We start from the raw sequence: 21,138 nt of genomic DNA on the forward strand, positions 1-21,138 counted from the left end.
CTCAGTAGATGAGCTCAGAAAACCAGGTGGGGCCGACGGCGGAACGAACGGCCGCCGTCGACCCCACCGAATTCAGCGCTAAGCGCCGCGGACCACTGCGGCGCTACTTCTTCAAGCACCCGGTGATGATGGATCTCACTGTGGTGCTGATCTATTTGCTGCTCTCCACCAGCAACTCCATTTCGCTCAGCGTGATGGGGCACCCGTTCCCCATTCTGATCACCGCGGTCATCGCCGGGCTGCTCTTCTTCCGACGTCGGGCTCCTCTGCTGGTGCTGGTGCTGGTCGCGGTCTGTGAGACCATCGTGCTGCTGCTGCCCACGAATCTGGTCTACAACAGCGGGACCGGGATGCTCTTCGGCTTCTATGCGCTCGCTGCTGCTCGGGGCGCTCGCTGGGGGTTCACCGCTACCGCGATCATCAGCCTGCCGTTCGGGGCGCTGCTGCTTTGGGTGCTCTCGCACACCCAATTGCCCGCCCGATTAGAAGGGGTTTACCCCTGGACGCTGTGGATCTCCACCGTCGGATTCGTGATCCTAGGCAATGTGATCGCCACCGGAATCGGGGTGATGATCTGGCGCGATCGGAAGCACGACCTGGATCTTCAAAAGTGGTCGCGAGATAACGCTCAACTGGCCTCGGCGGCTGAACGCAACCGAATCGCCCGTGAGATGCACGACGTCGTGGCGCACTCGCTTTCGGTGATGATCGCGCTCTCTGACGGCGCTCAGGTGGCTCTGCAGAAGTCACCGGAACGGGCCGACGAGGCCCTGCAAAAGCTCTCCCAAACCGGGCGGAGCGCGCTCGCCGATATGCAGCGGGTGCTCGGCGTACTGCGGCTCGAAGAGCCCGCTGAGCAGTCTGAGCGCCGGCCGCTCAGCGGAGAGTTCGACGTCGAATCCCTGCTGACCGGATTCAAGGCCGCGGGCATGCCGCTTTCCTTCTCCTACTCGGGCCCGCCGCTGTCAGTCGATCCGGGGTTCCGCTTGGCGATCTATCGGATAGTTCAGGAATCCTTGACCAATGTGCTGCGCTACGCACAGCATGTTTCACGAGTGGAACTGAAGATCTCACATCTGCATCCGTGGGTGGAACTCGTGGTGAGCGACGACGGCCGAGGCACCCTGTCAAGGGGAAGCAGCCTGGTGAGCGGCAGCGGACGAGGTCTGATCGGGATGCGAGAGCGGGCCGCCGCCTATGCCGGTGACGTTGCAGCCGGGCCGCGAGCCGGCGGTGGATGGACCGTCAAAGCTCGGCTTGCCTGCCCGGATTCGGCGAGTGGAATGCCGGAGGAGATATCGTGAAGATCTTGCTGGTTGATGATCAACCGCTTTTGCTCATGGGGTTCAGACTCATCCTGGAAGGAGAGCCGGACTTCGAGATCGTCGGTGAGGCGGTGGACGGCGCGCAAGCTGTGCAGCTGGCGGCCACGCTACAGCCGGACGTCGTGCTGATGGACGTCCGAATGCCGGTGCTGGACGGCATAGAAGCGACCCGGCAGATCATTGCCTCTGGTTCAGCCGCCCGGGTGATCATCCTGACCACCTTCGATCTGGATGAATACGCCTTTGCCGGCCTGCAAGCCGGGGCGAGTGCCTTTTTGCTAAAGAACGCCGCTCCCGCAGATCTGGTGCAGGCCGTCCGAGTGGTCTTCAGCGGCGAGGCGGTGGTGGCTCCGCGAGTCACTCAGCGGCTACTGGAGAACTTCGTCCGGAACACTCCGGCGGCCCCGCTCTCCGATGGCTCCGAGATGGGCCTGACGGCGCGCGAAGTCGAGGTGGTCCGCGCTCTGGCCGAGGGGCTCTCCAACGCTGAGATCGCCACTCGGTTCTACCTTTCCGAGGCGACGGTCAAAACGCATGTCCGGCGAATTCTGACCAAGCTGGACCTGCGGGATCGGGTCCAGGTGGTGGTCTGGGCCTATGAGTCGGGGGTCGTGGTACCGGGCAGCGAATGAGTTAGCGGAGCTAGGAACGACCGCGGAAGGCCCGCACCAGTGACCTCAGGCCGAAGATGAAGCCGCCCAGAGCCAGGGTGTAGCCGAAGAAGGGGTAGAGCCGCAGGTTCGGCGCGATCAGCGGGCCGCCGTCCGAAACCAGCAAGACGATGCTGCCGATGATCGCGGCAATCGAGATCGCCGCTACGATGCCCTCATGGGCCAGACTGGTCAGGAAGCTTCGGTCCGCCGGGTCGGAGAATTGCCGTATCTGGACTTGCAGGGTGCCGCGCTCGATTTTCTCGCTCAGGCTGGAGAGGTTCCTGGGCAGTCGTTGCAGCGCGGAAACAAAGCCGATGGTGTTGGAGGCGATCAAGTTTTTGATCGCCTCCGGCGAGTACATTTTGCTCAATAAGGCAGCAGCCTGATGCTGCGCCTCGGCTATCACATTGAAGCCCGGTTCGATGAGCTGGATCGAGCCTTCCAGGGCTCCGATGGCCCGCAGTGCTGCGGCAAGCTGAGCTGGGATGCCCAGTTCGTGCTGCTGCACCAAGCGGAAGAGCCGCATCACGAGTGAACTGGTGGAGGAGCCAAGGTAAGTGAGCAGAATGCCTAGATCTCTTTCAAAGGCCCTGCGATCCAGGCTTTCCGGGACGTCGAGCATCTCAAGCAGCCGATCCGCGGCGGCCACATTGTCCTCGGCTTTCACCGCGACCAGGAAGGCCGCGAGTGAGGAGCGGGTGTCCTTGGCGAGCCGGCCCACCGAGCCAAAGTCGAGCAGGGCGAGCTGTGCAGTGCTTTTCTCCGCTCCGTTCCCTGGCTGTGACTGAGCGGGCAGGAAAATGATGTTCCCGGGGTGTAGGTCCGCGTGGAACACCCCGGTGACCACGATCTGCTGCAAGATCCCGGTCAGCAGGGATTGTGCTAGGCCGTGCCGCTCGGCTTCGGAGAGCGCCGTCAAGTGGTTTTCGGCGTCACCGAGTGGCACTCCCGCCAGCTGCTCCATCACGAGTACCTGGCGCGATGACAAGGCCGGGAAGACCCGGGGGATTCTCAGACTGGAGGATCCGGCAGCCACCGCGAGCATATTATCCAGCTCGATCCGATAATCGAGTTCTTCGCGCAGCGAGGCGGCGAACCCGGAAGCTAGCGCCGCCACGCCGATGGTTTTGCCCCAGGAGGTGCTGCGTTCCAGGAGTCGGGCGAAGCGTTCGATGATATCCAGATCGACCTTGACCTGAGCCAGGGCGGCAGGGCGCTGCACCTTGACCACCACCGGCTCGCCGGAGAGTAAGACCCCGGTGTGCACTTGAGCCACCGAAGCCGAGGCCAGGGGTTCGGTGGAGATACTGCTCAGCACAGCGGGCCAGGGCGCTCCGAAGGCCGTGGTGATCTCCGGTTCCAGAGCTGTCCATTCCTCGGGTGTGGCCCGCGTTTGCAGAGCTGATAGCTCGGAGATGTACTCGGCGGGCAGTAGATCCGCCCGGGTGGACATCATCTGACCGAGTTTGATGAAGGCGACGCCCGATTTATTCAGAGTGCTGGCGAGCGCCTTGGCCGTTCGTGCCGCTTCAAGGGTTCCGCTTTGCAGTGCCTTGGCGCCGGTGGGGCGGAGTAGCCCGGCTCGCAGTGCAATCCCGGCAACCTGGAAGTAGCGGCGGCGTCTGGCCTTGGAGGCTCGCCGGGCACGCAGGAAAGCGACGGGCGAGGGCACGCTGCCGGTGGGCCAGAGTACCTCGCTGACCACCAGGAGGGCGACGCCGAAGGCGAAGGCCCAGGCGAAGGAGAGCACGATCAGCAGCAGTGCCCCACCCAGATTTTGGGGTTGGAGGATCGACTCGGCGGTGAGCCCGGAGGCCGTGAGGAAGATATTGATCAGTGGAGTGGCCCCGAAATTGACGGCCAGGCCGATCAGAATGGAGCGTGGCCAGCCAACCGGGACCCCCAGGATGCGGCGAGCCACAAAGGCGGCTATTACTGCAAAGAGCAGGGTGAAGAACAGAATCAAAGGTAGCGAGAGAAGGGTGGCGATATCCATTAGGCCTGCTCCTTGCCGACGACCCGCTTCACCCAGTGCTCAGCGGTTCTGGCGGCGTGCGCTCCATAGCGGATGACCAGTTCAGGGGCGCCGAGTTTGGCTGCTTCGCTCGGAGTGGGAAGCTCCTTCTCGGGAAGCAGTGTGCCCAAGGCGGAATCGATGTGGGTGAGCAGTCGCTGCCGCTCCGCCTTCAAGGCGTGCAGCGCATTGTGCGGGTGCTCAGGCTCTTCCGCCCGGCTGCTGAAGAACAGTTTCACCAGTCGTTCGTCACGGATCCTGAGCGGGGCGCTGGGTGCTTTCAGCCAGCGCTGCAATGCCTGACGGCCGTTCTCGGTGATCTCCCAGCGCTGCCTGGCGTGCGGTCCCTGAGCCTCACCGATTGGCCGAATGAAGCCCTTATTCGCCAAAGTCTGGAGTTGCGGATAGAGCTGCCCGGGGCTGATGCCCCAGAAGTCCGTGATGGTTTCTTTGGCTTGGCGCAGAATGTCATAGCCGCTCTGCGGTGCGAGCGAGAGAAACCCCATAATCGCCCAGGCAGTGGGAGTGAGTGATGCCTCTTCGGTCATAATGCCTCTTTCAGATATATCTGAAAGATATACCTCCTGACGGATTGAGGCAAGGATCGAACTTTGGCCTCACCCGTTCAATCGGAGCCAGCTCGTGGACGGAGCAACTTTTCAAGGAGCCAGTTACCGGAATCACCGTAAGTTCTGATGCCACTGCTGAGCCGCTTGCTCTCGGTGGTGTTCCAGCAACGCCTCGCGCTCCGCCTGACGTGCCAATTGTTGATAGCTCCTGCTGCGTTTCAGCTTCGGCGAGCTAGCCGAAAGCGGAGCGTCAATGGCCTCCGCGCAGCCGGATTCCCGGAGTGAGCGGTTCGCTGAGTCGCGAGGCGCGAGCAGGTAGATCACCACGGCGCCCACGGCGGTGCTCAGGCTGAGAGTCAGCCAGAGGTACCCCGGGCTGGCGCTGATCAGCAGGGTGATCAGGAACGGCGCCAGAGCCCGGCCGATTCCCGCTGAAAGCTGCCAGCCCGCCAGAGCGCGGCCCAGCAGATGCGCTGGGGCTGCATCGACCACCAGGGCGGTGCTGACCCCGGTGTAGAGGATCTCCCCCAGCGTGTAGAGAACCGAGACCAGGGCAATCGCTCCAGCACCGAGGTCGCCCGCTAAGAGTCCGGCGGACATGAAACCGAGGTAGGAGAGGCTCAGCACAAATCCTGCGGCCGCGAAGACTGTGCGCCGTGCCCGTTTGGCCATCCAGATCACTACCGGAAGCTGGATCAGAATGACCATCACGGTGTTCCCGACGAAGATCCCGGACGCCCAGGCGGGCGACGCCAGGAGTTGGGTGACGAGAATCGCGGGTAGCGCGACCTCGAGGATGTCGAAGCAGAACGCATACGGCAGATTGGCTAGATTGAGCAGGTTCAACTGGCGCATCGCAAGCTTATCCGTCTCGGCCAGTTTGCCGGGCCGTCTGGTGATTTCCTTGCCGCTGCGGGGCGGAGTGGGAATTTTGACGCCGGAGATCAGTAGCAGCGCTAGGAAATAGGCCGCAGCGGTGATCCCGGCTAACCACTGTAGCCCCAGCCCGCCGCCAGCAACCGCCACGGTGGCGATCAGCGCCCCCGCCCCCAGCCCGGCGTTCCCCAGGGACCTGATCGAGGCCAGCACGGCATCCCGCTCAAAACCTTGGCTCAGGCTGGCCACCACGGCTCCTTGAGTCACCGGACCGGCCTGATTGCCGATTCCTTGCAGCAGACAGGCCAGCACGAAGCCGATAGGTCCCGGGACGGCGATCAGCAGCACCAGGCCTAGAGCGCGGATCAGCAGGGTAGCCGCCATCGGGCCGGTTCTGGCTCCGGTGTCTATCCACCGTCCGGCCAGTGGCACAAAACCTAGCCCGATGACGAAGCCGGCGGAGAGGGCTAGGCCAGCCCACTCGATGCTGAGCTGGCTGATCGTCACGGCGTAGAGCAGCAGGAAAGGTCTGAGTAGGCCGCCGCCGAGAGCGGAGATCAAGACCGCGAAGGCGTATCTGCCGCCGCCCATTGCGCGGAGCAGGCGGATCGGGCTCAGCCCGGCCGGTCGGTCGGAGACGGGCGAGGGGAGATCGGGGGTCATGGTGGTTTGCATGGGACCAACCCTCGGCTGCGCGGCGTCCGAAAGCACGTGGATTGACGAACATCGTCAATCCATAAGCGCTCTGGAGTATTCAGGGGCGAAGATAGGGCTATGAGCGTAACCATCGATATCTCCGGGCTCGGCAAAGAGAGCTTCCGCTTCCTGCCCTCCGCCTTGGCCGAGCTGGGATCCGCTCTGCACCTCATCGTGGAACCGGCTCATCACGCCAGCCAGCAGGATTGGATTCGGCGAACCCTTGAGGCGATAGACGCCGACCTGATGGATCGGTTGCAGACCGCGGATTTCCTCTGGCGGACTTCCCGTGCCGATATGCTGTTGCCCGCTCATCCGGGGGCTTCGCTCGGGGAGGAACTCGATGCACTCGACCGGCTCAGTGACGAAACCTGGGTCAACGCGGCTTTGATCACCAGCAGCTGCGGGGTCGTCCCGCTGCACCCCGAACTCAAATCACCGCTGGTCGACCCGGCAGCGAGGAAGCTGGCCAGGGATCGGGCCGGCGTACGAGGTCAACGGCAGCTGGACTTTGTCGATTTTGTGCTCTCAGAGCCAGCCAAGGTTCGAGCCTGGGTGCGCACACTCTTAGAAGACTGCGAAAATGCCTTTTTCGCCGTGGCCTGGGAGCAGATCGTCGGCTCTCTCAAGCGGGACGCCCGGCAAAAGCACGACCTGTTGTTGAGCAGCGGGATTTCCAGTGCTCTGGAAGCCGTCTCCGAAGCGGTGACCTTGGATCGCTCCGGGCACCGGATTGTGGTGGACAAGCTGCAAGACAGGGGTACGTCGGCGGCCGGCCAGGGGGTGACCTTCCTGCCGAGTGCCTTTGGCCATCCGCATCTTTTAGTGGTGCATGCGCCGGGCTGGCAACCGGTGATTCAGTATCCGGTGACCGAGCTAGCCTCACCCGCTATTACCGGTCTAGAAGCTTTACAAGAGCGGATTCATGCTCTTGACCACCCGGTGAGGCTCCGTCTGGTCCGGAGCTTGCTGCGCTCACCGCTCACCACCCTCGAGCTGGCGGAAACCTGGCAGCTCAGTGCCCCTGAGGTCTCCCGCCATCTGGCCGTTCTGAAGGAGGCGGGAATCGTGGATTCCAGCCGGCAAGGGCGTTTTGTCAGATACGACATCAACCTGCTGGTCACCGCGAGACTGGGAACCGATCTAATTGAGGCCCTGCAAAGATAGCGTGGTGAAAATAGTTCGGTGAAAGCAACCGGTTCAGCGGCCTCAGATCGCCGGATCGTTCTGGCAATGCCAGCAGAATCTGATTGAATCGAGGTATGCCCACTCAGTCTGCCCTCGATCATGTCCAGCACCTCGGCCGTTTCGTCTCGGCCTCTCCCTCGAGCTTTCACGCCGTAGCAGAGGCAGCCCGCCAGCTGAGCGAAGCGGGTTTCGCCCAGCTCAGCGAGAGTGCGGAGTGGCCCACCGGCGCTGGTAGTTACTTCGTGATTCGGCACGGTGCGTTAATCGCCTGGATCACCCCGGAGCATGCCGGGCCGCGCACCGCTTTCCATGTTCTGGGCGCGCACACCGACTCGCCGTCCTTCAAACTGAAGCCGAAACCCACCACGGGTCGATTCGGCTGGTTGCAGGCGGGCGTCGAGGTCTACGGGGGTCCGCTGCTGAACTCCTGGCTGGATCGGGAGCTGAGCCTGGCTGGCCGACTCGTGCTGCTGGATGGCAGCACCGTCTTGACCCGTACAGAGCCTCTGCTGCGCTTCCCCCAGTTAGCGGTGCACCTCGATCGTTCGGTGAACGATGGGCTCAGCCTGGATCGTCAGCACCAGATGAATCCGATCTGGGGGTTGGGGGATCCGACTAACGCGGACTTGCTCGGCGTACTCGCCGCGGCTGCCGGAGTCGAGGCCGCCCAGATTGGCGGGTATGACATCGTGCTCGCGGATACGCAGCGGCCAGAGGTCTTCGGTGCCGATCAGGCTTTCTTCGCCTCCGGAAGACTGGATAACCTCAGCTCCGTGCACGCCGGCTTGCAGGCCTTGCTCTCGGCCAATAACTCGAAGAGCGCGCAGGCTCCTATTGCGGTGCTGGCGGCCTTCGATCACGAGGAGGTCGGCAGTGGCTCCACCTCGGGGGCGAGCGGCCCCATCCTGTCAGATATCCTCGGCCGGATCTCCTCCGGGCTCGGAGCCAGCTCAGAGGACTGGCAACGTGCGCTGACCGGGTCCTGGTGTCTCTCGGCCGACGCCGGTCACGCCGTGCATCCGAATTACGCCGAGCGCCACGATCCAGCGAACCACCCGAAGCTCAATGCCGGACCGCTGCTGAAGATCAATGCCAATCAGCGCTACGCGACGGACGCCGAAGGCGCGGCTCTGGTGGCTCGACTGGCACTTCAGGAAGATATTCCATATCAGGAATTTGTTTCCAATAATGATATTCCCTGTGGTTCAACTATCGGCCCCTTGACCGCTACCAGACTGGGAATCCGTACCGTGGACGTCGGTGTGCCCTTGCTGTCGATGCACTCCGCCAGGGAGATGTGCGGTGTGCAGGACCCCTACGAACTGACTCGTCTGGCTGAGGCATTCTTCGCAACCGCCTGATCTCAAGCGCTAAGGCGCGATCAGTTCTGACCAGGCCCGACGTCGTAGGCTCTGCTGTTCCGGATCGGGTACCGGTGCGGCGGCCAGAAGCCGACGAGTATAGGGATCCTCGGGATGGTTCAGTACCTCTTCGACGGGGCCGACTTCCACTAGCTGCCCCCTGCGCAATACGGCGACCCGATGTGCCAGTTGTTCGACCACTGCGAGATCGTGGCTGATGAACAGACACCCGAAATTCAACTCGTCCTGAAGCTCCCGAAGCAACTCAATGATCCGAGCCTGAACCGAGACATCGAGAGCGCTCGTGGGTTCATCCGCGATCAGCAGCTGGGGTTGGAGAGCCAGCGCTCTGGCTAGTGCTGCGCGTTGCCGCTGACCGCCCGAGAGCTGGTGCGGGTAGCGGTTCTCCATCGTGCTCGGCAACTGCACCGCCTCCAGTAGCTCGCGAACCCGAGTGCGGCGCTGCGCGCTATTCATCGAGGAGTGCAGTCTGAGCGGCTCCGCAATACTATGAGCCAACAGATGGCGTGGGTTGAGCGAAGAAGCCGGATCCTGGAAGACGAATCCAAGACTCCGTCTCAGCGATCTGAGCGTTTTCGGGGCGAGCTCAACGCCCTGGAACTTCAGCGAACCCGAACTCGGGGCCTGCAGACCGGCGAGCACCTTTCCCAGGGTGGTTTTACCCGAGCCCGATTCACCGACCAGGCCGAGCACTTCACCTGGCCTCAGCGAGAGCGATACCTCATCCAGGGCCAGAGCTTGCCGGGCCCCGCCGAATCGTACGGTGAGCTTGTCGAGTTCCACCAGGGCGGCTTCGCCGGGGCGCTGCGGCTTCAGTGCTGCCGTACCGCGATGCGCCGAGCCCAGCCGGGGTACCGAAGCGAGCAGCATCCTGGTGTATTCGTGCTGTGGAGCGGCGAAAAGCTGAGCCACCGGGGCGCGCTCCACCACGGCGCCCTCCCGAAGCACCACGACGTCGTCCGCCAGATCTGCTACCACCCCCATATCGTGGGTGATCAGCAAAATGGCGGTGTTCAGGGTCTCCTTGGTGTGCCGCAGCAGCTCGAGGATCTCCGCCTGTACCGTGACGTCGAGCGCGGTCGTCGGTTCGTCGGCGATGATCAGGCTCGGTCCGCAGCTGATCGCCATCGCGATCATGGCGCGTTGTAACTGCCCGCCGGAGAGCTGATGCGGCAGGGACTTTGCGATTCTCTCCGGTTCAGATAGGCCCACGGAGACCAGGAGTTGGTATACGCGTTGCGCATTCGCGGCATGCGGCTGATGCACTTTGATCGCCTCTGAGATCTGCGGACCGATCTTGATCAGCGGATTGAAGGCCCGCATCGGTTCCTGGAAAACCGAGCCGATCCGATTGCCACGGATCTTGCGCAGCGCGGCCTCGGAGGCCCCCAGTAGTTGCTCCCCCTGCAAGTTGATGCTGCCGCCGACCTCGGCATTGCGCGGCAGCAGGCCGAGAATCGAATTGGCCAGCACGCTCTTCCCCGAGCCGGACTCCCCCACCAGGGCGAGCACCTGACCGGCGTGCAGGCTGAGATCAACCCCGTGCACCACTTCGGTCAGGCGATGCCGGGCGCCCCGGCCGCTGCCGAAGGAGATCCTGATTCCTTCGGCAGCCAGCAGGGGGACGGAGACCTGGCGGCTCGGGCCGCTCTGCACTGTGGTGTTCACTGTTTGAGTGAGACCTTCAGATAATTGGGGTACGCCGGGAAACCGCCGATAAAGAAATTCTGCACATTCGAGCCGTGCAGGAAGGAGTTCTTGGTGTACACCAGCGGCACCACGGGAGAATCCTGAGCGATCTTCTGATCGATCTGCGCCCAGAGCTGGCCTGCCTTGCTCTGATCGGTTTCCCCGGTGGCCGCAGCGATCAGCTGATCGACCTCCGGATTGGAATACCGCGAGATGTTGTAACCACCGTTGCCGATCTCACTGCTCGCGAAGAGCGGCTGGATATTCGCGTTCGCACTCGGGAAGTCCGGCTGCCAGCTGCCGAGCGCCAGATCGTAGTCGCCAGCGGCTCCGGTGGTGGCTTCTATCAGGGCGTTGTCGTCGAGCGGCTTTAAGGTGATCTTCAAGCCGATCCGCTGCAGCCCCTGCTGGATCGCCTGGGCCTTGCTCAGATTCTGATCGTCACTGCCCACTACGAAGGTCAGCGTGGTGTTCGTGTCGAAGCCCGATTCCTTGAGCAGCTCCTGAGCCTTGGCGACATCCCCCGAAGGATCAGCCTTGTAGAGGTCGTAATCCACCCGGCCCGGAATGCCAGGGGTGATCAGGGTGGTAGCCAGCGCACCGCCGATTTCGCCGCCGACCGCGGTCTGATAGGCCTTTTTATCGGTAGCGTACTGGATCGCCTGGCGCAGTTTGAGATCTTTGAGCCGCTTGGTATTGATCGCCAGATAAGCCAGCGCCCCGGCGTCCGAGGTGGTCAGCCGGGCCTTGGCTGAAGGATTGCTCTGGATCTGAGCCAGCTGGGCTGGCGGCACGAAACCCGCACCGAAGCTGTTCTTATCCTCGCCGCTGTCTGCGATGAGCTTCTGGGCCGCCACGGTGGCGTCCTGGCTCAGCTTGAAGACCACGTTCTCCGCCGCGCCGACTCGGACGCTGTCGGTTTCCTGACTCCAGTTGGGATTCCGCTTGAGCTTGAGGGAGGCACCCTGCTGATAGCTGTCCAATTGGTAGGGTCCGGTGGCCGCTACTTTCTGGGCGTATTTCTGCGGTTCGGCATCCCGCGCCGCCGGCACCGGCGCGAAAGCGGGCATCGAAGCGATCCATGGCCAGTCACCGTAGGCCTTATTCAGCTTGAAGATGATCGTCTTGGCATCGGGGGTCTCAATCGAGGCGAGTTGCTTACCGCTGTAAGGACCTTTGTAGCTCTCACCCCCGACCAGCAGAGTCTTGTGGTAGCCCAGACCGCCGGAGAGCTCCGGGGCGAAGGAGCGTTCCAGCCCGTATTTGATATCGGCCGCGGTGACGGCACTGCCGTCGTCGTACTTCAAGCCGTCCTTGAGGGTGAACTTCCAGGTTTTCCCGCCGTCGCTCGGGGTGCCGGTGTCGGTGGCCAGATCCGGAACAACCTTCGCCGGTCCGTCCTGGGAGATATCCCAGGTGGTCAGCCGCCGCTCGATCAGGCCCAGTGTGGTGATCGCGAGATTCTGGCTTTTCGCCGGGTCCAGGTTGATCTCGGTGGCCGCCGTCAGGATATTGAGCGTTCCTCCTTTGGTGACCGGAGCGCTCGAGCCCGTGCCCGAGGTGCTCGGGTTGGCATTGCAGGCGGTGAGGCCTAAGACCGCGATCAGCGCGGTGGCGCCGATGACCTTGGCGATTTTCATGCTGTGTCCCTTGTTCGTTGGCGGATGGATGAGGATTATGAAGCTTTTTTGACCCGGGGGTCGAGAACCAGATAGAGCAGATCGACCAGGAAATTGGCCAGCACGATCAGGAAGGCGGAGAACAGCGTGATGCCCAGCATGACCGGCAGATCCAGATTTCCGACGGCGTCCAGCAGCGCTGCGCCCAGGCCCTGCATGCTGAAGATCTTTTCCGAGATCACCGCCCCGCCGAGCAGACCGCCCAGGTCGAGGCCGAAGAGCGTGGCCACCGGGAGCAGCACATTGCGCAAGCCGTGCTTGCCCACCACTGTGCGCTCTCTGAGGCCCTTGGCCCGGGCGGTTCGGATGTAATCTTCGCCCAGCACGTCGATCATCTGCCCCCGGCTGATCCGGGCGTAGATAGCGGCTGAGAGAAACGCCAGTACGGTCCAGGGCAGTACCAGATGCCAGGCCCAGCCCAGCGGATCCTCGGTGAAGGGCACATAGCCTCCTACCGGCACCATGTTCAGGGTGAAGCCGAAGAGCAGAATCCCTAGCAGGGCCAGCAGATAGCTCGGAGTGGAGACGCCGATGATCGCTCCGGTCATCACCGCACGATCCAGCAGGCTGCCCTTTTTCACCGCGGAGATCACCCCGGCGCCGACGCCGGCAATCAGCCAGAGCACCGCGGCACCGATGGCAATGGAAAAAGTGATCGGAAAAGCTTGTTCTATCAGGGTGCCTACCGGGATGCCCAGCCGGAAGGAGTACCCGAAGCAGGGTGCTCCGCACTGCACTGCGGCGGGTCCTTCGCCGAAGGTTCTGCCGGTGACGATTCCGCTGAGGAAGTTCCACAGCTGTTGCAGCATGGGCTGGTCGTAGCCCATGAAGCTGCGCACCTCGGCCAGCCGTTCCGGGGTGCAGGGTTTGCCGCAACTGAGCGCCGAGACGTTCTGGGGCAGCAGATTGAAGACCAGGAAGGTGGCGACGGCGATCAGCAGCAGAACCAGCAGCATGCCGCCGAGCCGCAGTGTCAGATAGCGAAGCAGCGTCATTCAGCGCGCCCCCTTAGGGTCGATCGCATCGCGCAGTGCATCGCCGAAAAGATTGAAGCCCAGGGTGACCAGGAAGAGGGCCAAACCCGGAAAGAGCAAGAACCAGGGGTCGGTCTGCACCCAGGCCACTGCGGAGCCGATTGACCGGCCCCAGGCAGGGGTAGGCGGTGGCACGCCGACGCCGAGGAAAGAGAGCGCCGCTTCGGCGCCGATCATCGCGGGAATGCTCAGGGTGCCGAAAACGATGATGGTGGGCCAGAGATTCGGCAAGATCTGGCTGCCGATGATGTGCAGTGGATTTCCGCCCATAGCTGCCGAGGCCTGGACGAAGGTGCGCTGGCGGAGCGTCATGCTCTCTGCGCGCACCACTCGGGCCACTCCTGACCAGCCGAAAAAGCCGATGATGCCGATCAGCAAGAGAGTTTTATCTGTTTCCACCGGAACAATCGCGCCCAGCGTGATCATGAAGATCAGGCTGGGGAAGCCCAGCAGCACATCGATCAAGCGGGTCACGACGGTATCCCACCAGCCGCCGAAGTAACCGGCGCTGAGCCCCATCACGGTGCCCAGGGTGAGCGCCAACAGGGCTGCGCTGATACCCACGAAGAGCGAGGTCTGTGCGCCGACGACGACGATGGCGAAGAGGTCACGGCCGGTCAGCGGTTCGACTCCGAACCAGTGGGTGGAGCTGATTCCGCCGCCGAATCCCAGAGGAACCCCGGAGGGGTCAAGGGTGTCCAGGTGATAGCTCAGCGGATCCTGACCGCTGAGAGCCACTAGCAACGGAGCGGTCAGGGCGAGCAGGACGAAGAAGACCACCAGAACGACTCCGGTCACCCCGGAGGGTGTTCGCAGCAGGGCGCGGAAAGCTGATCGTGGACGATCAGTGAGGGGTTGCGCCCCAGGCGCAAAAGCGGAAAGCACGGCTATTCCTCAGCGAGTGTACTTGGTTGGTCCTCCTGAAGTTAGCAACCTTGCAGGCCAGATCTCGCCTTAGCCTTCATCCGATGTCATATAGGCGTGCCGGGTTTGCGCCGCGATTTCCCTTGGTGTTCGATAGCGGGTCATGAGGTCGGTCGCGGCTATGAGGCCAGGCTAACCACCAGATTAATGGTGGTGGCCAGGATGCCGGTGCCGAAGACGAAGGCCAGCAAGGAGTGCCGAAGCGCCGCTGAGCGCATCGCCCGGGTGCCGATATTGGTGTCCGACACCTGGTAGGTCATGCCCAGGCTGAAAGCCATATAGGCGAAGTCAGTGTATTGCGGAGGCTCCGGCTGATTGAAGTCGATGCCTCCCGGTTTGGGAGTGTTGGTGTAGTAGATCTCCGCGTAGCGCAGTGTGTAGAGAGTGTGCACCATGAGCCAGGAGAGTGCCGTGGTTCCCAGGGCCAGGGCGGCGAGGGCGAGGCGTCCGCCGTCGCTAGCGTTCTTCGCATCGATCACCACGACGGCTACGGCGCCCAGACTGGCCAGCGCGCAGAGCGTGATCAGCAGGTTGGCGGTGGGTCGCCGGGGATCCTCTTCAGTAGCATGGGCCGCCGTGGTTTCGGCATCCATCCGGGAGATCGACAGCCAGACCCCGAGGTTGTAGACCCCGGCAGCAGCAGCCCAGGCCACGGCCGGGGCGTGCAACCAGGAATCCAGCAGCCCGGTGGCGACGCCGCCCGCTACGGCCACCACGAGCATCAGCAGGAAGCGGGCGCGGGCGATCTTGGCCCGGCGGGTTCGGTGATCTTCTCGTGCAGGCGACACCACGGTTTGATCTTACGCGCGCGCCGCCGTCGAGTGTGCAGATCTACACCTTATAGCGGTCTTAAAACCTGCAGATCTGCACACTCGATATGCCCGGCGCGTAGCATGTGGCCATGAGCCAAACCGCCACAGTTCAACCGGTCAGCCGGCCTTTGCGGCAGATCCTCGCATCCGGAGTGGGCAACGCCGTCGAATGGTACGACTGGTATGTCTACAGCTTTCTCGCGGTGATCTTTGCACCGCAGATTTTCCCTTCGGCTGATCCGACCGCGGGTCTGCTCTCGGCCTTTGCGGTTTTTGCCGCAAGCTTCTTATTGCGTCCGATCGGCGGTCTACTGATCGGCAATCTCGCGGATCGAATCGGCCGGAAAAATACCCTGGTGCTCACCATCAGTGCGATGGGCCTGGGGTCGTTGATCGTCGGGCTCACCCCGAGCTTTGAAGCCGTCGGTGTCTGGGCTCCGATCATCCTGGTGCTGGGACGGTTGATTTCGGGTCTCTCGGTGGGCGGTGAATTCGCCGCGAACACGGTCTTCCTCGTCGAGTCTGCGCCGCCGAATCGGCGCGGCTTCTATTCCTCTTTTCAATACGTTTCCACCACCGCGGGGCAACTCCTCGCCTCGGGTCTCGCTGCCCTGCTGGTGAATGTTCTGAGTCCGGCGCAGATGAGCGCTTGGGGCTGGCGGCTGCCGTTCGTCGTCGGTGCGCTGCTGAGTTTTGTCGGACTCTGGATCCGGCGCGGCACCGAGGAAACCCTCGTTGTGAAGGCCACTGCTGAGCGTCCGAGACTCTTCGAGGCTCTGTTCAAGTACCCCAAGGCGTCGCTGCTGATCATCGGGGTGACCATCGCCGGCACGATTCTTTACTACACCTGGACCACCTATCTGACGACCTATGTTCCGGCGAATGGCGGGGTGAATTCGGGCCAGTTCTTGATCATCTCGACGATCGCCTTGTTTTTCTTCATGCTGATTCAACCGGTGATCGGAATGCTTTCGGATCGTTTCGGTCGAAAACCGTTCTTGATCGGCACCGCTGGAATCTTCGCGGTGGGGATCGTGCCGGCGCTGAGTTTGCTTTCCCGCTCGGAATTCCCTGGAACCCTCGTGGTGACCCTGTTGGGCATGCTGGTGCTCAGCGGCTTCACCGCGATCTCCGCTGCGCTCAATGCGGAGATCATTCCCACCCGGGTGCGCAGTGCGGGGATTGGCTTTCCCTATTCCCTGACCGTGGCCCTGTTCGGCGGTACCGCGCCGTTCGTCGGCACCTTGCTGAAGAGCTGGGGTGTGCCGGGCTATTTCGGCTGGTATGTGGCTGCGCTATGCCTGATTTCGCTCCTGGTCTACATCTTCGGGCTCAAGGAAACCGCTCACCGACCACTTCCCGAGTGACCCAAGGCTCGACACCGTCCCGATCCCGACGTCGTCCGCCTCACCTTGGCTGCCGAGTGTGCAGATCTACATCTTTTGAGTGGTCCGTAACGTGTAAATCTGCACACTCGATGCTGAGGGCGGGCGCCGTTAGGCATTGAATGTCTCGGTCCGCTACCATTGATAAGTCTGTGCTTGCGCAGACGCGATTCTCTGCGCCTTCTGAACTCTTCGGAAAGCGAGAGAATCACGCAAATGAACCTCCTGTTACGGAAAGACCGTAGCCGCTTAGCCCAAAGGAGGTGGGTTCACATATGCGTCCTTACGAATTGATGGTCATCATCGACCCAGAGGTCGACGAGCGTACCGTTGAGCCATCCCTGCAGAAGTTCCTCAAGGTGATCACTGGAGACGGCGGAACCGTCGAAAAGCTGGACATCTGGGGTCGCCGCCGCTTGGCTTACGACATCAAGAAGAAGTCCGAAGGTATCTACGCCGTGGTGAACTTCACCGCTGAGCCAGCTACCGCTCAGGAACTTGACCGTCAGCTTGGCCTCAACGAGACCATTCTGCGCACCAAGATCATTCGCCCCGAAGACCAGAAGGTTGTCGCCGAGTAATTAGGCGCAACCACTGATCTAAGACTGTAGGAAGCAGGCACTATGGCAGGCGAGACCACCATTACCGTTGTTGGCAATTTGACCAACGATCCGGAACTGCGGTTCACCCCGTCCGGTTCTGCGGTGGCCAACTTCACCATTGCATCGACTCCACGTACTTTCGATCGAAACTCGAATGAGTGGAAGGACGGCGAAACGCTGTTCTTGCGTGCATCGGTGTGGCGTGAAGCCGCCGAGAACGTGGCCGAGTCCCTGACCAAGGGCACTCGCGTTATTGTCACCGGCCGGCTGAAGTCACGCTCCTACGAAACCAAAGAAGGGGAAAAGCGCACCGTTATTGAACTTGAGGTCGATGAGATCGGCCCCTCGTTGCGGTACGCCAACGCCAAGGTCAATCGCACTCAGCGCTCCGGCGGTCAGGGCGGCGGCTTTGGCGGGGGTGGTTTCGGCGGAGGAAACTCCGGTGGAAACGCTGCTCCCGCTGGTGGAAATGGCTGGGGAGCGCCTGGACAACAGTCCTCTCCCGTCGAAGACCCCTGGGCCACGCCGTCATCCGGTTCTTCCGGCTGGGGCAATGGTCCGGATTCTTCCGAACCCCCTTTCTAAAAAGAATTATCCGTTCTTTCCTAAGCAAACCATAGAGTGGGACGCGAGGGTTCCCTTCGTGGCGGCTTGCCCGACACTGAGGGAGCGTCCCAATCTCCATCCCGTGGATCAATATTCACGGGCTCCACAACACTGAAGGAGCTCCACGATGGCTAAGGCTGAAATTCGCAAGCCCAAACCAAAGTCCAATCCCTTGAAGGCCGCTGACGTCACCGTCATCGACTACAAGGACGTCGCATTGCTGCGCAAGTTCATCTCTGACCGCGGAAAGATCCGTGCTCGTCGCGTCACCGGCGTGACCGTGCAGGAGCAGCGCAAGATCGCTCTGGCGATCAAGAACGCCCGCGAAGTTGCACTGCTGCCCTACTCGGGCGCCGGCCGCGGCAACTAAGGAGAGATAACACATGGCAAAGCTCATTTTGACCCACGAAGTAACTGGTCTCGGTGCCGCTGGCGATATCGTCGAGGTGAAGAACGGTTACGCACGTAACTACTTGCTGCCTCGCGGTTTCGCGCTCGCTTGGAGCAAGGGCGGTGAGAAGCAGGTTGAGTCCATCAAGGCTGCTCGCACCGCTCGCGAGCACGCTTCGGTTGAAGCTGCTCAGGCTCAGGCCGCCGCTTTGTCGGCTGCCCCGGTGCGGCTCGAGGTGAAGGCCGGAGCATCCGGTCGTCTCTTCGGCACCGTCAAGGCTGAGGACGTCGCAAAGGCTGTTGAGGCCGCTGGTCTCGGCAGCATCGACAAGCGCAAGGTCGAACTTCCCGCGCACATCAAGAGCACTGGCAAGTACCAGGCGAATGTTCGCCTGCATGACGACGTTTCCGCCGTCATCGATCTGAACGTCGTTGCTTCGCGATAACTAAGTAGCACGATACTTCACTAGATAGACGCCCGTCCGCGCCGTCACCGTTCCTCAACGGAACGTGGCGAGCGGGCGGGCGTTCTGTCGTCTACGGCAGGTTGATCCGTGAGCTCCAGCGCTCTTGGATGCACAGCCCGGATGCGCAGCTCAAGCCTCGTGGTAGAGGTCGAAACTTTCCTTAATGAGTTCCTTCAGCACCTCAAGATCGACCTGTTCCAGCCGGTTGACGTAGAGGCAGGCAACTCCGGTCTTATGCTTCCCCAACCTCTGCAGCATCTGACGCGAGGCCTCGGTATGGCTTAGCGAGTAGATCGCCAGATTGGCTTTGCGGGGAGAAAAAGCGACGGCGGGTTGGTCGCCTTCTCGGCCACTGGCGTATTTATAGTGGTTGCGTCCAAAGCCAATAATGGCATCGCCCCACATTTTGGGTTGAACGCCAGTAACCTCGGTCATCAGCTCAACCAGCGTCTCCGCATCAGCTCGGCGCGCAGGGTGCTGAACGGTTTCGAGAAACACTCGCACCGAAGCGTCAGTTTCTACGGTTTTATTTTGGGCGACTTTCGGAGTCATCGGATGCGCGTCTCGCTTAGAGATTGTCTGCGAATCGTTTGGCCGTAGCCAGATCCATCCCGGTGGCCTGCTTGATCACCTTGATGGCCTCGATTTTGTGACCGCTCCGGACCAGCGCTTGGGCCTGAGCGATGAGCTGTGGAGGAAGCTGGACCGGAAGCGGCTGAGCGTACGCCTGTGCCGATTGAGCCGAGGTGAGGTTCTGGGGCCGGGCGACCTGGGAAGAATGGGAGCGCGCGGTCAACTGATTGAGGTAACGGTCCGCCTCTGAGACCCCTGGTCCCTTGGTCCGGCCGACCCGCATGGCCCAGACCAAGACGATTACTCCGATGACGGCTATCAGAACCACGAAGAACCATTCCATGCTGTCAGCTTAGCCCCAGCATTCGGGGCTGCATAGCAAAGTTCGCCGCAGTGATCACGGGCGGGAAGCCATGGTTGGCGCGGGGAGCTCGAACGGTTCCAGTTTTCAAAACCCTGAGCTGTTCCGAAAGCGTCCTCTGACAGGTTGTCAACATGCAAGCTGTGGATGAAGGTTGCCAAAAAAGATTTCTTCATCAACAGGCTGTGCCTAATGTTTCCCCATGTCAGTAGAGATCTTTAAAGAAAAGAATATTAATGTCCACAGGGTTGTCCCCAAATTTTTCACAAAACACGCCGCAGTCTCCACATGTTATCCACAAGGCGTCCAGTGGCCTTGAGGTAACGTTGCACAGTATCTAAATCCGCCCTGAAGTCCCTCAGTCCTGAAGAAAATGTCGGTGCCCGAGGGTAGAAGTGTTCGTGGGAAGTAAGTGATCGGCTGGCCTGCCCAGCTGCCGGTTTCGAAGAAAAACGTCTTAGTGAAGGGATGTGAACGGCGATGTCCGTAACAAGTCCCGATGCCTCGCCGGACTCTCTCCGCGAGCCAGATTTCGCCAGAACTCCGCCCCAGGACCTGGTTGCAGAACAGAGTGTGCTGGGGGGCATGCTGCTTTCCAAAGACGCCATTGCCGACGTCGTCGAAGTGCTGCGCGGCCAGGATTTCTATCGTCCAGCTCACGAGAACATCTACGAAGCGATCCTTGACCTCTATGGTCGAGGCGAGCCCGCGGACGCCGTCACCGTAGCTGATGAGCTGACTAAGCGCGGTGAGATCTCCAAGGTTGGCGGGCCGGCTTATCTGCATCAGCTCATTCAATCCGTTCCCACCGCAGCCAATGCGGGGTTCTATGCGCAGATCGTCAGCGAACGCGCGGTGCTGCGAAGGCTTGTCAACGCGGGCACCAAGATCGTGCAGCTCGGCTATAGCAATGATGGCGAAGTCGAGGATATCGTCAATGCTGCTCAGGCTGAGATCTTCTCCGTCGCAGAGCGCCGTGCGGCCGAGGACTATGTGCCGCTGGGTGAAGTGATGGAATCGGCGATGGACGAGATCGAGGCTGCTGGACATCGTGGAGAGGGCCTGGTCGGCGTCCCCACCGGGTTTTACGATCTCGACGATCTGACCCACGGACTGCACCCGGGTCAGATGATCGTGATCGCGGCTCGTCCTGCGGTCGGTAAATCCACCTTTGCCCTGGATATCGCCCGCTCAGCGGCTATTAAGCACAAGATGGCCACCGTCTTTTTCTCCTTGGAAATGAGCCGCACTGAAATCGCGATGCGTTTGATGAGTGCCGAAGCGACCATTCAGCTGCAGGACCTGCGCAAGGGCACGGTGAAGGATGAGCAGTGGGCCAAGATTGCCAAGGTGATGGGCCCGCTCAATGAAGCGCCGCTTTTCATCGATGACAGCCCCAATATGTCCTTGATGGAGATCCGGGCGAAATGCCGTCGGCTGAAGCAGCAGCATGATTTGAAGCTCGTGGTGCTCGACTATTTGCAGCTGATGTCCTCTGGTAAGCGAGTGGAATCCCGGCAGCAGGAAGTCTCCGAGTTCTCTCGCGCTCTCAAGCTGCTGGCGAAGGAGCTCGGGGTACCGGTGATTGCGCTTTCTCAGCTTAACCGTGGTTCTGAGCAGAGAAACGATAAGAAACCGATGGTTTCTGATCTGCGTGAATCAGGCTCGATCGAACAGGATGCGGATATGGTCATCCTGCTGCACCGTGAGGATATTTACGATAAGGAATCCTCCCGAGCGGGGGAAGCTGATGTCATCGTGGCCAAGCACCGTAACGGCCCGACCAAAACCATTGTGGTGGGCTTCCAAGGCCACTATTCCAGATTCTCCAATATGGCTCCCGACGTCGGAGGCGGCGTCTAGTCGGGCTGCCGCCTTCCGTGGTGCTCTTTGCTCATGAGCCGGACGGCTGA

The 21,138-nt window shown here is 61.5% G+C and carries 20 protein-coding genes; 10 read left to right on the top strand and 10 right to left on the bottom strand.

All coding sequences use genetic code 11. The features are described from left to right. Nucleotides 1-8: 8 nt before the first annotated feature. On the top strand, nt 9-1,304 hold the full coding sequence (locus ABDK06_RS08055) for a sensor histidine kinase (RefSeq protein ID WP_394940441.1): 1,296 nt from the start codon (nt 9-11) through the stop codon (nt 1,302-1,304). After that, nucleotides 1,238-1,957 (top strand): response regulator, encoded by a 720-nt coding sequence (locus tag ABDK06_RS08060; protein WP_394940442.1) that lies wholly within the window; start codon nt 1,238-1,240, stop codon nt 1,955-1,957. The genes ABDK06_RS08055 and ABDK06_RS08060 overlap by 67 nt, the downstream gene beginning before the upstream one ends. Before the next feature lie 10 nt (nt 1,958-1,967). On the opposite strand, the gene ABDK06_RS08065 is transcribed toward ABDK06_RS08060, so the two are convergent. The 3 genes from ABDK06_RS08065 to ABDK06_RS08075 all read right to left on the bottom strand — a co-directional run bounded on the left by ABDK06_RS08065 (nt 1,968) and on the right by ABDK06_RS08075 (nt 6,112). Next, complete coding sequence (locus ABDK06_RS08065) at nt 1,968-3,974, bottom strand: ABC1 kinase family protein (protein ID WP_394940443.1); 2,007 nt, start codon at nt 3,972-3,974, stop codon at nt 1,968-1,970. Continuing rightward, on the bottom strand, nt 3,974-4,540 hold the full coding sequence (locus ABDK06_RS08070; protein ID WP_394940444.1) for a PadR family transcriptional regulator: 567 nt from the start codon (nt 4,538-4,540) through the stop codon (nt 3,974-3,976). Before ABDK06_RS08070 ends, ABDK06_RS08065 begins: the two co-directional genes overlap by 1 nt. A gap of 132 nt (nt 4,541-4,672) precedes the next feature. Continuing rightward, entirely contained in the window at nt 4,673-6,112 is a 1,440-nt protein-coding gene (locus tag ABDK06_RS08075; RefSeq protein WP_394940445.1) for an MFS transporter, read from the bottom strand. 99 nt (nt 6,113-6,211) lie between these two features. Between ABDK06_RS08075 and ABDK06_RS08080 the strand changes: the two genes are divergently transcribed. Next, the gene (locus ABDK06_RS08080; RefSeq protein WP_394940446.1) at nt 6,212-7,300 is read left to right on the top strand and encodes a DUF5937 family protein; all 1,089 of its coding nucleotides are present in this window, start codon (nt 6,212-6,214) and stop codon (nt 7,298-7,300) included. A 95-nt stretch (nt 7,301-7,395) separates the two neighbouring features. Continuing rightward, nucleotides 7,396-8,682, top strand: coding sequence for a M18 family aminopeptidase (locus ABDK06_RS08085; RefSeq protein ID WP_394940447.1), 1,287 nt, complete (start codon nt 7,396-7,398; stop codon nt 8,680-8,682). A 9-nt stretch (nt 8,683-8,691) separates the two neighbouring features. Here ABDK06_RS08085 and ABDK06_RS08090 read toward each other — a convergent pair whose 3' ends face one another. The 5 genes from ABDK06_RS08090 to ABDK06_RS08110 all read right to left on the bottom strand — a co-directional run bounded on the left by ABDK06_RS08090 (nt 8,692) and on the right by ABDK06_RS08110 (nt 14,820). Next, entirely contained in the window at nt 8,692-10,371 is a 1,680-nt protein-coding gene (locus ABDK06_RS08090) for a dipeptide ABC transporter ATP-binding protein (protein ID WP_394940448.1), read from the bottom strand. Then, the gene (locus ABDK06_RS08095) at nt 10,368-12,032 is read right to left on the bottom strand and encodes an ABC transporter substrate-binding protein (RefSeq protein ID WP_394940449.1); all 1,665 of its coding nucleotides are present in this window, start codon (nt 12,030-12,032) and stop codon (nt 10,368-10,370) included. The genes ABDK06_RS08090 and ABDK06_RS08095 overlap by 4 nt, the downstream gene beginning before the upstream one ends. A gap of 35 nt (nt 12,033-12,067) precedes the next feature. After that, entirely contained in the window at nt 12,068-13,066 is a 999-nt protein-coding gene (locus ABDK06_RS08100; RefSeq protein ID WP_394940450.1) for an ABC transporter permease, read from the bottom strand. Next, nucleotides 13,067-13,990 (bottom strand): ABC transporter permease, encoded by a 924-nt coding sequence (locus tag ABDK06_RS08105; RefSeq protein ID WP_394940451.1) that lies wholly within the window; start codon nt 13,988-13,990, stop codon nt 13,067-13,069. Nucleotides 13,991-14,148: 158 nt separating this feature from the next. Then, complete coding sequence (locus tag ABDK06_RS08110; protein WP_394940452.1) at nt 14,149-14,820, bottom strand: DUF1345 domain-containing protein; 672 nt, start codon at nt 14,818-14,820, stop codon at nt 14,149-14,151. Nucleotides 14,821-14,930: 110 nt separating this feature from the next. Here ABDK06_RS08110 and ABDK06_RS08115 point away from each other — a divergent pair, with 110 nt between their 5' ends. From ABDK06_RS08115 to rplI, 5 genes are all read left to right on the top strand, one after another. After that, entirely contained in the window at nt 14,931-16,208 is a 1,278-nt protein-coding gene (locus tag ABDK06_RS08115; protein WP_394940453.1) for an MFS transporter, read from the top strand. A gap of 293 nt (nt 16,209-16,501) precedes the next feature. After that, nucleotides 16,502-16,807, top strand: coding sequence for a 30S ribosomal protein S6 (gene rpsF / locus ABDK06_RS08120; RefSeq protein WP_394940454.1), 306 nt, complete (start codon nt 16,502-16,504; stop codon nt 16,805-16,807). A gap of 42 nt (nt 16,808-16,849) precedes the next feature. Next, a complete protein-coding gene (locus tag ABDK06_RS08125; RefSeq protein WP_394940455.1) occupies nt 16,850-17,413 on the top strand; it encodes a single-stranded DNA-binding protein in 564 nt (187 codons plus the stop codon). 148 nt (nt 17,414-17,561) lie between these two features. Next, nucleotides 17,562-17,804, top strand: a complete 243-nt coding sequence (gene rpsR, locus ABDK06_RS08130; RefSeq protein ID WP_045076098.1) for a 30S ribosomal protein S18 — start codon at nt 17,562-17,564, stop codon at nt 17,802-17,804. A 13-nt stretch (nt 17,805-17,817) separates the two neighbouring features. Continuing rightward, nucleotides 17,818-18,270 carry a 50S ribosomal protein L9 gene (rplI, locus tag ABDK06_RS08135; protein WP_394940456.1) on the top strand — a complete coding sequence of 151 codons (453 nt, stop codon included), beginning with the start codon at nt 17,818-17,820 and terminating at the stop codon, nt 18,268-18,270. Nucleotides 18,271-18,420: 150 nt separating this feature from the next. Here the strand turns inward: rplI and ABDK06_RS08140 are convergent, their stop codons facing one another. Continuing rightward, nucleotides 18,421-18,843, bottom strand: a complete 423-nt coding sequence (locus tag ABDK06_RS08140) for a DUF1801 domain-containing protein (protein ID WP_394940457.1) — start codon at nt 18,841-18,843, stop codon at nt 18,421-18,423. A gap of 16 nt (nt 18,844-18,859) precedes the next feature. Next, nucleotides 18,860-19,207 (bottom strand): hypothetical protein, encoded by a 348-nt coding sequence (locus tag ABDK06_RS08145; protein WP_394940458.1) that lies wholly within the window; start codon nt 19,205-19,207, stop codon nt 18,860-18,862. 498 nt (nt 19,208-19,705) lie between these two features. Between ABDK06_RS08145 and dnaB the strand changes: the two genes are divergently transcribed. After that, nucleotides 19,706-21,088 (top strand): replicative DNA helicase, encoded by a 1,383-nt coding sequence (dnaB, locus tag ABDK06_RS08150; protein ID WP_394940459.1) that lies wholly within the window; start codon nt 19,706-19,708, stop codon nt 21,086-21,088. The last annotated feature ends 50 nt before the right edge of the window (nt 21,089-21,138 follow it).

The organism is Psychromicrobium ferritrahens (assembly GCF_043789415.1).
In the GTDB taxonomy this organism is placed as follows: Bacteria; Actinomycetota; Actinomycetes; order Actinomycetales; family Micrococcaceae; genus Renibacterium.